The 13,984-nt window shown below is 65.2% G+C and carries 14 protein-coding genes; 9 read left to right on the forward strand and 5 right to left on the reverse strand.

All coding sequences use genetic code 11. The features are described from left to right. The first annotated feature begins 14 nt into the window (after positions 1–14). A complete protein-coding gene (locus tag ACIP5Y_RS46370) occupies positions 15–1,139 on the forward strand; it encodes a DUF475 domain-containing protein (protein WP_400360302.1) in 1,125 nt (374 codons plus the stop codon). A gap of 79 nt (positions 1,140–1,218) precedes the next feature. Here the strand turns inward: ACIP5Y_RS46370 and ACIP5Y_RS46375 are convergent, their stop codons facing one another. Further along, positions 1,219–2,181, reverse strand: a complete 963-nt coding sequence (locus ACIP5Y_RS46375) for a DMT family transporter (RefSeq protein ID WP_400360196.1) — start codon at positions 2,179–2,181, stop codon at positions 1,219–1,221. A gap of 76 nt (positions 2,182–2,257) precedes the next feature. Here ACIP5Y_RS46375 and ACIP5Y_RS46380 point away from each other — a divergent pair, with 76 nt between their 5' ends. Further along, on the forward strand, positions 2,258–2,818 hold the full coding sequence (locus ACIP5Y_RS46380; protein ID WP_400360197.1) for a CGNR zinc finger domain-containing protein: 561 nt from the start codon (positions 2,258–2,260) through the stop codon (positions 2,816–2,818). Here ACIP5Y_RS46380 and ACIP5Y_RS46385 read toward each other — a convergent pair. Continuing rightward, complete coding sequence (locus ACIP5Y_RS46385; RefSeq protein ID WP_400360198.1) at positions 2,732–4,129, reverse strand: glycosyltransferase family 87 protein; 1,398 nt, start codon at positions 4,127–4,129, stop codon at positions 2,732–2,734. The two genes, ACIP5Y_RS46380 and ACIP5Y_RS46385, sit on opposite strands and share 87 nt — an antisense overlap. 196 nt (positions 4,130–4,325) lie before the next feature. Between ACIP5Y_RS46385 and rpsF the strand changes: the two genes are divergently transcribed. The 6 genes from rpsF (at position 4,326) to ACIP5Y_RS46415 (ending at position 8,856) form a co-directional block, all read left to right on the forward strand. Then, entirely contained in the window at positions 4,326–4,616 is a 291-nt protein-coding gene (rpsF, locus tag ACIP5Y_RS46390) for a 30S ribosomal protein S6 (RefSeq protein WP_397007697.1), read from the forward strand. A 143-nt stretch (positions 4,617–4,759) separates the two neighbouring features. After that, positions 4,760–5,326, forward strand: coding sequence for a single-stranded DNA-binding protein (locus ACIP5Y_RS46395; protein WP_397007699.1), 567 nt, complete (start codon positions 4,760–4,762; stop codon positions 5,324–5,326). 58 nt (positions 5,327–5,384) lie between these two features. Next, positions 5,385–5,654 (forward strand): 30S ribosomal protein S18, encoded by a 270-nt coding sequence (gene rpsR, locus ACIP5Y_RS46400; protein ID WP_040814320.1) that lies wholly within the window; start codon positions 5,385–5,387, stop codon positions 5,652–5,654. 17 nt (positions 5,655–5,671) lie between these two features. Then, positions 5,672–6,127 carry a 50S ribosomal protein L9 gene (rplI, locus tag ACIP5Y_RS46405; RefSeq protein WP_400360199.1) on the forward strand — a complete coding sequence of 152 codons (456 nt, stop codon included), beginning with the start codon at positions 5,672–5,674 and terminating at the stop codon, positions 6,125–6,127. A 628-nt stretch (positions 6,128–6,755) separates the two neighbouring features. Then, positions 6,756–8,150 (forward strand): replicative DNA helicase, encoded by a 1,395-nt coding sequence (gene dnaB / locus ACIP5Y_RS46410; protein WP_400360200.1) that lies wholly within the window; start codon positions 6,756–6,758, stop codon positions 8,148–8,150. A 40-nt stretch (positions 8,151–8,190) separates the two neighbouring features. Further along, a complete protein-coding gene (locus ACIP5Y_RS46415) occupies positions 8,191–8,856 on the forward strand; it encodes a hypothetical protein (protein WP_400360201.1) in 666 nt (221 codons plus the stop codon). Positions 8,857–8,866: 10 nt separating this feature from the next. Here the strand turns inward: ACIP5Y_RS46415 and ACIP5Y_RS46420 are convergent, their stop codons facing one another. Further along, positions 8,867–9,355 carry a hypothetical protein gene (locus tag ACIP5Y_RS46420; RefSeq protein ID WP_400360202.1) on the reverse strand — a complete coding sequence of 163 codons (489 nt, stop codon included), beginning with the start codon at positions 9,353–9,355 and terminating at the stop codon, positions 8,867–8,869. Between the two features lie 24 nt (positions 9,356–9,379). Further along, positions 9,380–10,435 (reverse strand): alpha/beta hydrolase, encoded by a 1,056-nt coding sequence (locus tag ACIP5Y_RS46425; RefSeq protein ID WP_400360203.1) that lies wholly within the window; start codon positions 10,433–10,435, stop codon positions 9,380–9,382. 149 nt (positions 10,436–10,584) lie between these two features. Here ACIP5Y_RS46425 and ACIP5Y_RS46430 point away from each other — a divergent pair, with 149 nt between their 5' ends. Continuing rightward, positions 10,585–12,510: a CocE/NonD family hydrolase gene (locus tag ACIP5Y_RS46430; protein WP_400360204.1), complete on the forward strand. Its 1,926-nt coding sequence runs from the start codon at positions 10,585–10,587 to the stop codon at positions 12,508–12,510. On the opposite strand, the gene ACIP5Y_RS46435 is transcribed toward ACIP5Y_RS46430, so the two are convergent. Beyond that, entirely contained in the window at positions 12,507–13,973 is a 1,467-nt protein-coding gene (locus tag ACIP5Y_RS46435) for an MFS transporter (RefSeq protein ID WP_400360205.1), read from the reverse strand. The two genes, ACIP5Y_RS46430 and ACIP5Y_RS46435, sit on opposite strands and share 4 nt — an antisense overlap. Positions 13,974–13,984 lie beyond the last annotated feature (11 nt).

Consider the following 13,984-nt stretch of genomic DNA (forward strand, 5'->3'; position numbering starts at 1 on the left):
GCACAACGAAAGGCCTGGTCGCCGTGCGTATTTTCGGCCTCTCCATCATCGTCTCGGTGCTCTCGCTGCTGGCCGCGCTCCTGTACGGCGGCTGGAAGGGACTGGCGGTCTGCGCCATCCTCGGCGTGCTCGAGGTGTCGCTGTCCTTCGACAACGCGGTCATCAATGCCGGCGTGCTGCAACGCATGAGCGAATTCTGGCAACGGCTCTTCCTCACCGTGGGCGTGCTCATCGCCGTTTTCGGTATGCGCCTGGTGTTTCCGCTGGCCATCGTGTGGATCACCGCCGGACTGGACCCGCAGCGGGCCCTGCACCTGGCCCTCAATCCGCCCGCCGACGGCGGCCTGCTCTTCCCGGACGGCAGCTCCTCCTACGAGAAACTGCTCACCGACGCGCATCCGCAGATCGCGGCCTTCGGCGGCGCGTTCCTGCTGCTGCTGTTCCTCAACTTCATTCTCGAGGACCGCGAGATCACCTGGCTGAGCTGGATCGAACGGCCGCTCGCACGGCTCGGCAAGCTCGAAATGCTTTCGGTGGTACTCACCTTGGCGGCGGTGCTGGTCACCGCGCAGGCGATCGCGGACGACGATGACGTGGCCACCGTGCTGCTGGCCGGCGTGCTCGGCGTGATCACCTACATCACCGTCGACGGGCTCGGCTCGATGTTCGATGCGGAGCAGCAGGCCGAAGGGCACACCGCCGCAGGACCTTCCGGCGTGGTGCAGGCGGTCGGCAAGGCGGCGTTCTTCCTGTTCATCTACCTGGAAGTACTGGATGCCTCGTTCTCGTTCGACGGTGTGATCGGCGCCTTCGCCATCACCTCCGATCCCATCCTGATCGCCTTGGGGCTGGGCCTGATCGGCGCCATGTTCGTCCGGTCCATCACCGTGTATCTGGTGCGTAAGGGCACGCTGTCGGAGTACGTGTACCTGGAGCACGGCGCGCACTGGGCCATCGGCGCGCTGGCGGTGATCCTGCTGGCCTCGATCGGGATTCACATCAATGAGGTGATCACCGGCCTGATCGGCGTGGCGTTCATCGGCGCGGCGTTCCTCACCAGCATCATTCGCAATCGCCGCGACGGTGCGGCGGGGGATTCCGACGCGGAGGACCACGCACCCCACGCCGTGATCGGCTGAAACCGGGAGCGGCTGCGGCACCTGCACAGACGAACGCGCCCGGCACGCGAAATGCGTGCCGGGCGCGTTCGTTTCGATTTCAGGAGCGGGCGGGCGCCGCGCTCGCGAGGGTGAAGCTCTCCGGTTCGATCGCCTCCGCCACGGCTTCGGCTGCCACCGGCCCGGAATCGCCCTGCACCGCAGTGCGGGTCCGCCGCGAGGCGAGCACCATGCCGACCACGCCGACCGCCAGTCCCGCAATCGTCAACGGATGCAACGGCTGTGCGATGACCAGCCAGGCCAGCACCGCGGTGACCGCCGGGATGGCGAAGAACAAGCGGCTCACCCGGGTGGTGTCCCAGCGCTGCAACATGGTGTTCAGCAGCAGGAACGCCCCGATGGAATTGATCAGCACCATCCACACCATCGAGCCCGCGAAACGCGCCGGATCGGAGATGTGCAGATTGCCGCCCAGCAGCGCCAGGATGCCGGCGAAGGGTGCGCTGATCGCCACGTGCAGGGCGGTGCCGGTGCGCGGATCGATCTGCGGGGTGAAGCGCTTCTGGTACACGGTGCCGATGCTCAGCCCGAGCAGCCCGACCACGCACAGCAGCAGTCCGAGCAGCGAGAACGAGGACCGGTGGTCCACCACCGCCAGGCCCACGCCGATCCCGCCGACACCGAAGCCCAGCCACTGCCGCAGGGTGACGGATTCGCCCAGCGCACCGGCGAATACGGCGATGACGAGCGGGCTGAGTCCCTGCATGAGCGAGATCACCGCGGCGCTGACGTGTTCGTGCATGGCGGTGTAGAACCCGCCGAACTGCACCATCTGCATGAGCAGGCCCGCGATCATGGTGTGCGCCAGCGTCTTTCCCCGCGGCCAGGCGGCCCGGGCCAGGAACGCGTAGGCGGTGAGTATCAGGGCCGCGATGCCGAAGCGCACGAAGAGCACCACCATGGGCGCGGCCGAGCCGACACCGATGATGCCGGCGATGAAGGCGCTGCTCCACATGAGGATGAGGGCGGGCGGGCCCGCTACCTCCATGAGCCGGTTGTTCATGATCAATCTCCTTGCTAACCGCCTTGAGTGGTTACTACCATGGCACTCGTCCACATAACCTGTCAAGGGGGTTACTATGACCACCGTGTCCACCTTCGAAGACGCCCACCTCTGGGTCAGCGGCAACCTGGCGCTCAACTTCATCGGCACCGTGGAGGGTCGCCGCGACTACGCCGAGAACCGGCTGAAAACTCCCGCCGACCTCGGGGGATGGATCGTCGCCGCGGGTCTGCTCGACAGCACGCCCGACTGCACGACCGGCGACCTCGACCGGGCGACCGAACTCCGCGAGGTCGGCTATCGCATGGCACTGGCGCTACTGGGCGGCGAATCGTTCACCGAGGCCGACCTCGCACTGGTCAACGGCATCGCCCGCGGCGCGCTACCGGAGGTCGTGCTGACCGCACCCGGTCACGTACATCGCACCGGCACCATCGATTCCGCGCTGGCCGCCATCGCCCGCTCGGCCGTCGAACTGTTCGGCGGACCCGACCGCACCCGGATCAAGGAATGCGAACGAGAGGCGTGTACCCGCCTCTACATCGACACCTCACGCGGCGGTTCGCGCCGATGGTGTGATATGGGAATCTGCGGAAACCGTGCCAAGAGTGCGGCTTTCCGCGCCCGGAACACCTAGCGCGTCCGCCCCGCGCGAGCGCGCCCGCACGAACAGGACGAAGAACACCAGCAGCAGCACGGCACGCCCCCACACGCCGAACTGCACGATGTTCTGTTCCACGCTCGCGTTATAGCCGCTGCCGAGCGCATAGAAATACCGGAAGACCCCGATGCCGATGGCCGCGTCGGCCAGCAGATAGCCGCCGATCAGCGACCACGGCACTTCCAGCAACACCAGGAACGGGATCAGCCACAGCGTGTACTGCGGCGAATGCACCTTGTGGAACAACAGGAATCCGCACAGCATGGCGCCGCTGACACCGACCCACGGATACACCCCGGTGACCTGGTACCGCCGCCACCCCAGCCAGGCCGCCAGCGCGAACGAGGCCAGAATCAGCAGCGGCGACGCCACCGACACCACATCCTGGAAACCGCGCTCGGCCGCCGGCGTGCCGCCGAACAGCGGCCGCAATCCCCAGTACCAAATGGAATTCGTGGTGATGTCCGCCTGCCGCAATTCCTGGAACACGATCGAGGCGCGCCAGCCGTCGAATCCGGCCACGGCGAACGGGAGATTGATCGCCACCACGGTGCCGATCGCGGCGCCCGCCACGGCCAGTGCCCCGCGCACATCGTAGGAGCGCGGCAGACCGTGCCGCCTTGCCGCGCTGCCGAATTCGCTCTCGTCACCGAGCAGCACGTAAATCAGCAGGGGCAGTACGAATATGCCCGGATACAGCTTGAGACAGAAGCCGATGCCCAGCAGGACCGCCGCGGCAATTCCGCGCTGCCGCAACGAATATCGGGTCATCATGGTGACGATGTAGAACGCGCCGACCGCCGTGCAGACCACCGGCAATTCCCAATTGTGGAAGGCGTAGAGCACCAGCGGCGATCCGGCCGACCACAGCAGCGCCGCCTTACCGGCCATCTTGCCCAGCAGATAGGCGGTCACGAGCGCGAACGGGGCCAGCAATATGGCCGTGTGCATCAGGAAGGCGGCGTCATTGTGCGCGCCCACCGCGCCGAGCCACATGAACAGGCCGCTGAGCACCGGGTATTCCACCGCGCCGCCGGTCAACTGGCCATCGGGGGTGATGCCGCCCGATATATACGGGAAGATGTGGTCGTCGATGCCCCGGCCCAGCCACAAGAACTGGATATCCGAGTAGCAGACCGAGGAATCCTTCACCGAGTCGAAGATGGTGCTCCGGCCGAATTCGTCGAACGGGGCTGCCGCACACCGCAGTTTGTTGGCGTAGGCGAACAACAGCGTGACCGAGCACACCATCAGGGAAGTGATTCCGGCGGCCAGTCGGTGCGACATGGCCACCACAGTAGGGGGCACTCCGGCGTGTCGGCGCGCTCAACGCGACGCGGCACCCGACCGCACCGGCCGGTTACACCCGATTTCGCTGGTCGAGCGGCCCTCATGTAGCCTTGTCCAGTTGCTGACGCAACGAACCCTCCTGCCCACGGACAGTCCGTGGGCCGTTTACAGTCCACAGGAGGTGATGAGGTCCGTGCGTCATTATGAAGTGATGGTCATTCTCGATCCGAGCCTGGACGAGCGCACCGTCGGCCCGAATCTGAACACCATGCTCGGTGTTGTCGGGACCGAGGGCGGCAAGGTCGACAACGTCGACATCTGGGGCCGCCGTCGTCTGGCTTACGAGATCAGCAAGCAGAGCGAAGGCATCTACGCGGTGGTCACCCTGACCGCCGAGTCCGCCACCGTGAGCGAGCTCGACCGCCAGCTGGGGCTCAACGAGTCGGTGCTGCGCACCAAGGTGCTGCGCCTCGACAAGAAGTAGTCCAGTCCTCCCGCAACGTCGCTCGTAACCGTCGGTGCCTATCTCTAGGCTGACTGGCAAACCGTGCATCGAACCCGGCACCGGGTTCATCCGGATGCGCGGAGCGAGCGGATTGCGGACTGCACCGGAAAGCAGGAGGAACCATGGCCCAAGGCGACACGGTCATCACCGTCATCGGAAACTTGACGGCTGACCCCGAGCTTCGATTCACGCCCGCGGGAGCGGCCGTCGCGAACTTCACGGTCGCGTCGACTCCCCGTGTGTTCGACCGTAATACCAATGAATGGAAAGACGGCGAAGCGCTTTTTCTGCGCTGCAACATCTGGCGTGAAGCTGCGGAGAATGTCGCCGAGAGCCTGACCCGGGGCTCACGAGTGATCGTGAGCGGACGACTCAAGCAGCGCTCCTACGAAACCCGCGAGGGTGAGAAGCGCACGGTCGTCGAACTCGAGGTCGACGAGGTCGGTCCTTCCTTGCGCTACGCGACCGCGAAGGTCAACAAAACCACCCGTGGCGGTGGTGGCGGCGGCTTCGGCGGTGGCGGTGGTGGAGGCGGCGCCCAGCAGGGCGGCGGCTTCTCCGGCGGTGGCGGTAACAGTGGCAGTGGCGGAGGTCGCGGCGGCCAGAGTGCCGGCGACGACCCGTGGGGCAGTGCGCCCGCGGCCGGCTCCTTCGGGGGCGGCCCAATGGACGATGAACCGCCGTTCTGAAGAACGGCTTTCGCAGGAGCCTCCAGGCAGGCTTCGCAAACTTACGGAGTGAATGACCATGGCCAAAGCACCGGCACGCGAAAAGGTGCTGAAGAAGAAGGCTTGCACCTTCTGCAAGGAAGACAAGGCCGGCAAGAAGAACAACACCGCCGGCGCCAAGATCGATTACAAGGACACTGCGCTGCTGCGCAAGTATGTCTCCGATCGCGGCAAGATCCGCGCGCGCCGGGTGACCGGCAACTGCGTGCAGCACCAGCGGGATATCGCTGTCGCCGTCAAGAACTCGCGTGAGGTGGCCCTGCTGCCTTACGTGTCCACCGCTCGCTGAGAAAGGAAGACACAGCCATGAAGCTCATCCTCACCGCTGATGTCGACAACCTCGGTGCGCCCGGCGACACCGTGGAAGTCAAGGACGGTTACGGCCGCAACTTCCTGCTGCCCCGCGGACTGGCCATCGTTGCCACCCGCGGCGCGGAGAAGCAGGTCGCAGGCATCCGCCGGGCGCAGGACGCCCGTAAGGTGCGCGACCTCGATCACGCCAACGAGCTGAAGCAGGCCCTCGAGGGCCTGACCGGCGTGGTGCTGGCGGTCAAGACCGCCGGCACCGGCAAGCTGTTCGGCTCGGTCACCGCCGCCGACGTCGCGGGCGCCATCAAGGCTGCCGGCGGCCCGGTCGTCGACAAGCGCAGCATCGAGCTGCCGAAGGCCCACATCAAGAGCACCGGTAAGCACGGTGTCGTGGTGCATCTGCACCCGGATGTGATCGCCAAGGTCGACCTGCAGGTCAACGCCGCCGAGTAATTCGGCCGATCGGAGGCCATCTCCCTGCGTGGGGATGGCCTCCGATTTCTGTTTGCCGGGTATTGTCTGAATCTCTGCCCCGCTGGTGGCCGCGTGCCGCCGGGCGTGAGTGGGCGAAGTGTCGCGATGCATGGTTCGGAGTGTTCGCCCAGGTTGTGGATTACTCAGCAAACCAACCGTTTTCGTTGTGCGGCAGGTCACAGCCTTGTGGCCGTCCGTTTACCCAACACGCCCGGACGTTACTGTCCAGCGACACGCCGCACCAGATTGATCCACAGTGGCCTCCGGTGAGAATTCGGCCACTACCTGCGAATTGATCGCACACACCGACTGTTGTCCCCAAGTTCTCCACAGGGGGTGCACAACGGTTGGTGAACAATACCCACGTTGCCCACAGTTGTGTACACAGCTCCGTTTGGCGGGTTCCCACCCGGTCGCCTAGGTTCGCATTCATTGCCGTGACCACGGCCCCGGACGACACGACCTGCCCTACCCTCCATCCCGCACCACGGGTTTGCCGACGCGCGTGAAACACGCCGCGCCGCATGCCCGAACGTGTCGGTGCCCAGGCGTAGAACGGGTCAAGGATGTGCCGCATCCGGGCGGGAGGAGAGAGGACGGTCGACTGATGGCAGTCATCGACGATCGCGGCCACGACGATCACGGACCCTCCGACTACCCCGAGGCTCCCGGAGAAGATTTCGGCCGCCAGCCCCCACACGACATGGCAGCCGAACAGTCCGTCCTCGGCGGCATGCTCCTGTCCAAGGACGCCATTGCCGACGTCATCGAGGTCATCCGCCCCGGCGACTTCTACCGCCCCGCACACCAGGCCGTCTACGACGCCATCCTCGACCTCTACGGCCGCGGCGAACCCGCCGACCCCGTCACCGTGGCCGCCTCCCTCGACCGCCGAGGCGACCTCAAGCGCATCGGCGGCCCCCCGTACCTGGTCACCCTGACCCAAACGGTCCCCACCGCGGCCAACGCCGGCTACTACGCCGAAATCGTCGCGGAGAAGGCGATCCTGCGCCGCTTGGTCGAGGCCGGTACCCGCATCGTCCAATTCGGCTACGCCGGCGCCGACGGCCAGGACGTAGCCGAAGTCGTGGACCGAGCCCAAGCCGAAATCTACGAAGTAACCGAACGCCGCGCCTCCGAGGACTTCTCCCCCCTGGAAGAAATCCTCCAGCCCACCATGGACGAACTGGACTCCATCGCCTCCCGAGGCGGCATCTCCCTCGGCGTCCCAACCGGTTTCACCGAACTCGACGAAGTCACCAACGGCCTCCACCCCGGCCAGATGATCATCGTCGCGGCTCGACCCGGCGTGGGCAAATCCACCCTGGGAATGGATTTCATGCGCAGCTGCTCGATCAAGCACGGTCTCGCCAGCGTCATCTTCTCCCTCGAAATGAGCCGCACCGAAATCGTCATGCGCCTCCTCTCCGCCGAGGCGCGAATCAAACTGGGTGATATGCGTTCCGGCCGCATGAGCGACGACGATTGGACCAAACTCGCCCGCCGTATGAGCGAAATCAGCCAGGCCCCACTGTTCGTGGACGACTCGCCGAACTTGACGATGATGGAAATCCGCGCAAAGGCGAGGCGCCTCAAGCAACGCCATGATCTACGACTTATCGTGGTCGACTACCTTCAGCTGATGACTTCAGGCAAAAAGGTCGAATCACGCCAGCAGGAAGTTTCCGAATTCTCGCGTAGCTTGAAGCTTATGGCGAAGGAGTTGGAGGTGCCTGTGGTGGCAATTTCGCAGCTCAACCGTGGTCCGGAGCAGCGAACCGATAAGCGACCTATGGTGTCCGATTTGCGCGAATCGGGATCTTTGGAACAAGATGCCGATATGGTCATTTTGTTACATAGGCCCGATGCTTTCGAACGGGATGACCCGCGCGGTGGTGAAGCGGACCTTATTCTGGGTAAACATCGAAATGGGCCTACCGCGACGATTACCGTTGCGCATCAGCTGCATTTGAGCCGCTTCGTAGATATGGCTCGCGGTTAGCATTAGAAAATAACTTGCGCGGCCGAGCTACCGTTATTGAGTGACTTCGAGCGAATCTTCGCGTATTCGAATTGATAAGCGCCCCCGCATCGTCGATATGCGCAATTCAGGCCGATTGTCCGCATCGACGCGAATCCTTCGTGCGGACAACGGCAGTAATACGCCGCTGGGCCTCCTACTGGAGAGCGGTGAGCGCCCGCTCGTGTGGTCGCTCGATGAGAGGATGCGCTTCGTCGCCAGTTCGGTGGAGCACATCTTTCCCCGCGGAAGTGGCAAGATCATGTGTCTGCGCACGGCTTCCGGCCGTTCGCTCGAGATGACAGCCGACTCGAGTTTGAGGACCCTCGACGGCTGGCGGGAGCTGAACACACTCACTGTCGACGACCGCGTCGCAATCCCTCGCTGGATTCCGGCACCATCGCCCGCCATCGAAATGAACGATGCCGAAGTAATCCTGTTGGTGCACATGATCGGTGACGGCTCCTGCGTGAAACGTCAGCCAATCCGCTACGCCAGCATCGATGAAGAGAACCTGGCTGCTGTCACCGCTGCGGCCACTCACTTCGGTGTCACCTCCGGGATCGGATCACCGAGATCACCGACCTCGGTGAGCAAGAGGTCTTCAGCATCTCCGGCGCCGGAAACCTTGTCGTGCAAGGCATCTGCGTCCAAGCCTAGGAAGCCTGGATCGGGCTCTGGGCGGTGATTCCGGAGGGTCAGGCTTCGTTGGCTCGGACCAGGCGTAGGGGGGCGGGGTGGCCGGAGGGGATGATGCGGAGGGGTGAGGGGTGGGGGCGGGAGGTGGGTTGCCGGGCAGTGGTTTCGGGCATGGCTGCGACTATCCAGGATTGGATCAGGAGGCAGCAGAAGACTATTGCGGTGGCTGCTGTCCAGGGGAAGGCGCCGGGGAGGTCGAAGTGTTTGGACCAGAGGGTTATCGAGGCGGTGAGTAGGGCGGCTGCGGAGGTGATGGTGTACCAGGTGAGGGCGGGGCGGCGGGGGAGGAGGGGGTCGCAGAAGGTGAAGCCGGCGCCCAGCCACCAGAGAGGGTTGGAGAGGACGGGGATCAAGGCGGCGTGGAGGAAGGTGCGGGGGGTGGAGGGCGCGTGGGACCAGGTGGTGAGAACTGCGGTCATGACCGAGAGGGGCATGGCCAGGAGCATGGAGGTCACTGCCAGGCGGACCTGCCACACGCGCCATTTCATGGTGGGCTCCTTGGGGTTCGGGGGTCAGCCGATATTGGCGGAGAGGTCGGGGAGCATGCGGTTGGCTTCGTCCTGCCAGTTGTTCCAGGCGTGGATGCCGTACTCGGGGAAGGAGTACGTCACGTTGTTCGCGCCGAGGGTGGCCATGCGGACCTGGAAGGAGCGGGTGTTGGCGAGGGCCAGGGCTTCCAGTGCCATGCCGTTGACGGTGCCCATATTGGGGCCGTCCTGGGCGGTAGGGCGGCCGCTGGCGGCGGCGATGTAGAGGCGGGTGTTGTTGGCGATGAGGCTGGGGGCGAAGACGAAGGGGTCCATGCGGAGCCATTGCGGGCCCCAGGGCGGGGCCATGGAGTCGACGTTGTAGCCGCCGGCGTCGATCATGGCGAGGCGGATGGCTTCTCGCATGCCGGGGGCGGAGACATTGAGGTAGCCGGAGAAGGATCCGGCGAAGCTGAACTGGTCGGGGTGGTATGCGGCCAGGGTGAGAGCTGCCGAGCCGCCCATGGAGAGGCCGAAGATGCCGTTGCGGTTGGGGTTGAAGCCCAGCCGGTCTCGGAGTGCCCAGCGCAGGTCGTTGGTGAGGAAGGTTTCCCAGGTGTAGCGGTAGGACTTGCCGGGGCCGCCGGATAGTGCGTCGGTGGCGCCGGAACCGGTGTTGGCGGAGCCGGTGCCGGCGGGGATGCCGAAGAATTCGCTGGGTGCGTTCCAGTCGCTGTAGAAGCTGGATTGGCCGCCGACGGGCATGACCACATTGATGTTCCAGCTGGCCAGGGTTTCAGCGACATTGGTTTCGATTTCCCAGCCGTTGAGGTCCTGACCTGCGCGCATGCCGTCGAGGGCGTAGACGACGCGGTCGGTGTTGCCGTCGGCGGCGCGCAGTACGCGGGTTTTGATCGGTCCCATGACCGGTGAGTCGACCCAGAAGTCGAAGGCGGCGGGGTTGAAGGCCGCGCCGGCGAGGGCGCCGACGCCCGCGGCGGCGATGGCGAGGGGTGCGGTGAGTGCCAGCGACAACACCAGCAGGGCGCGGCGTACCAGCCTGTTCATGGCCGAATTCGACTTGCTGTGAATCGATCTCATCGATCCCGATCCTTTCGCCGTGGGTAGCGAGGCAGTACCGTCGCGACGCTCATTCGAATTGCCTATCGCCCAGGCGCAAGAGTTTGTTGCTGAAAATTAGCTTAGATATTGTGATGCGGCACACGTCCGGCAGGGATTACCGTCGATCAATGAGGCGGAACCGGTTGCGTCGCACTCGTATCGCTCGGGCAGGGGCGGTGGCCGCAGCGGCCGCGCTCGTCGCCACAGGTTGCGGTGGCTCGGCCGATACCTCCCGGACCAGCGATTCGTCCTGGCCACCCACCGGCGGGCGTGGTTCCTGCGCGGTAACCAAACAGCCGGACGTCCCCGCGACCATGCGCGACGGCGTGGTGTTGAAGGCCGATGTGTACCGCCCGCAGACCACCGGCAAGGTGCCCGTCATCCTGATGCGCACCCAGTACGGCAAGGAGGAGGCGCAGATCCAGCCGTCCCGCTATCAGACGCCGGACTGGTTCGCCTCGCACTGCTATCTCGTTGTGGTGCAGGACATTCGCGGCCAGGGCGCATCCGGCGGCACGTTCACCGAGTTCCAGAACGATATGAACGACGGCTACGACTCGGTGGAGTGGGCGGCCGCGCTATCGGGTTCGAACGGCAAGGTCGGCATGTACGGCTCGTCGTATGTGGGTGCGACGCAATGGCTCGCGGCGGTGAGCACCCCACCCCATCTGACCACCATCGTGCCCGCCAATACCGCCTCCGATTACTACGACGGCTGGACCTACGAGGGCGGTGAGTTCCGGCTGGCCTTCGTGGAGCCGTGGGCCATGGGCACCATCGGTGCGACCGCCGCCCTGGACCGGGGTGACAAGGCGACGGCCCAGCAGCTGCAGCGAGACAGCGGTGATTACACCCGCTGGCTGAACTTCCGCCCCTACCAGCAGTTCCCGCCCTTCCACCCGGGTGATCCGACGGTGGCTCCGTGGTTCTACGACTGGATCGAGCATTCCTCGCGTGACAGTTTCTGGAAGCAGTGGAGTATCCGCGACCGCTATCCGAACGTGAAGGTGCCCGTACTCGATTTCGAGGGCTGGTACGACGCGTTCCTGGCGGGCGGCACGCAGAACTTCTCCGGCATGGTGGCCGGGGGCGGTACGCCGGAGGCGCGGGCGAATCAGCGCCTGGTGATCGGCCCGTGGGATCACGTCGGCTGGGGCCGTCCCGGCGCGAACGTGTCCGCGCCGATGCTGGACACCTTGGGCCAGGTGGGTAGCAGTCCCATCAATGATCTGATGCTGGCCTGGTACGACCACTTCTTGAAAGGCAAGGACGACAAGGTTTCCGGTCAGCCGCGCGTCGACTACTTCCTGATGGGTGCGAACCGCTGGAAGTCCGCCACCGCCTGGCCACTGCCGAATACTCGCTGGACCAGCTATTACCTGTCCGGTCCGGGTGGCGTGGGCTTGGCGGGCCGCGCGGGTGCGCTCTCGACGGACGCCCCGAAGGCGCAGCAGCCCGACACCTACGACTACGACCCTCTCGACCCCGTCCCGAGCGCCGGTGGTCATTCCTGTTGTGGCGCGGATTCCGGCCCGCAGGGCCCCTACGATCAGTATGTGGTCGAGCAGCGGTCCGATGTGCTGACCTACACCACCGCGCCGGTCTCGTCGGATACCGAGATCACCGGTCCCGTGCAGCTGAAACTCTGGGCCGCGTCCACCGCCCGCGATACCGATTTCACCGCGAAGCTGGTGGCCGTCGCCCCCGACGGGTCCTCGATCAACCTGAACAACGGCATCATTCGCACCGCCTACCGCGATTCGCTGGAGAACCCGTCACCGATCGACCCGGGTAAGCCCTACCAGTACACGATCGACATCTGGCCCACGAGCTACTTGGTGAAGGCCGGTTATCGCATCCGGGTGGAGGTCTCCAGCAGCGATTATCCGCAGTTCGCCCCGAATCCCAATACCGGGGAGCCGTTCGGCCGGTCCGCGAATACCCAGCTCGCCACTCAGACGATCTATCACGACCCGGATCATCAGTCGGCGCTGATCCTTCCGATCATTCCCGCCGGCGACAATGGCACGGAGACGTTCCCGATCGAGCATTAACCGCCCGAATTCGCCTCTTGCGCATGCTGAGCCATGGCTACCTGCCGCGCCGTCAGGCGAATGAACAGTGCCGCCATCGCCGCGAGTGCCGCACACACCGCGCAGCCGAGCAACGCGAAGGTGTATCCCTTACCGAGCGCATCCAACTGCATTGCGGTCATTCCGGACGGTGGCCCGTCGATCCCGCCGAGCGCACGGGTCCTGGCGGTCGCCATGCCTCCGATGACCGCGAGTGCCACCGGCCCACTGAGGGTTTGCGCGACAGAGGTGATGGCCGTCAACGGCCCGATCTCCTCGTCACCGACGCCGACCAGCGCACACAGCGGCAATGGCACGACGGCCAGCCCGATCCCGAAGCCGATGGCGAGAATCGGTGGCATCAGATCGGTGAGATAGTGGGCTCCCGAGTCGAGGGTGGATCCGAAGATCAGTCCGGGAACCACGATGAGCCCGCCCGCGAAAACCAGCGTCCGTGGCGGAATCCGGGCGGCGAGTTTACTGGCGACGGCCGAGCCCAGCGCCAATCCGAGCCCGAACGGCACGAACGCGAACCCGGCCCGCAGCGCACTGTAATGCAGGATGTTCTGCACGAACTGAGCAATGTAGACGCTGCCGCAGAACAGTGCCGCGGCCGCAAACGCAATGGATACGAACGTAATCAGCCGATCCCGCTCCGCGAAGAGCCGCAAAGGTAGTAGCGGACGCGCGGCAGTCCGCTCGACCCGCAGGAAGACGGCCAGCAATACCAGCCCGCCGATCACCCCACCGGCCACCACGGGATCGGTCCACCCCAGTTCGGCGCCCATGCTCACCCCGAACACGAGTGCGGTGCACCCCGTCGTCGCGAGTACCGCCCCCAGCACGTCGAGTTCCATTGGCTCATCAGCGGTTTCGGCGAGCACCTTGCGCGCGCAGGGAATGATCAATGCCCCGATGGGCACATTGATCAGGAAGATCCAGCGCCACGACAGATCGGTGAGCGCGCCGCCGAGGATGAGCCCGGTGAACGATCCCGCACCCGACATGGCCGCGGAGATCGCGATGGCCTTGTTGCGCGCCGGCCCCGCCGCGAAAGTGGTTGCTATGAGCGCGAGCGCCGCGGGTGAGGCGATGGCCGCGCCGCTGCCTTGCAGGGCGCGCGCGGCGATCAGCATGCCGCCGTTCAGTGCCGCCCCGCACAGTAGCGAGGACACGGTGAACAGGGTGACTCCGCAGAGGAACATCTTCTTGCGCCCGAATCGATCACCGAGCCGCCCGCCCAGCAGCATGAGGCCGCCGAAGGCCAGGGCGTAGGCGACAACCGCCCAGTTCCGTCCGGCGTCGGACAGTCCGAGATCGTCCTGCAGTTCGGGCAAGGCCAGGTTGGCGACGGTTCCGTCGAGTACGACGAGTAGTTGTAATCCGCTGAGTACGAGTATCGCCGGGCCGAAGGCCCGGTCCGTCACCGGTTGGGTATCGACCACACGGTCACGCT

Source organism: Nocardia sp. NPDC088792, from assembly GCF_044750615.1.
Classification (GTDB): Bacteria; Actinomycetota; Actinomycetes; order Mycobacteriales; family Mycobacteriaceae; genus Nocardia.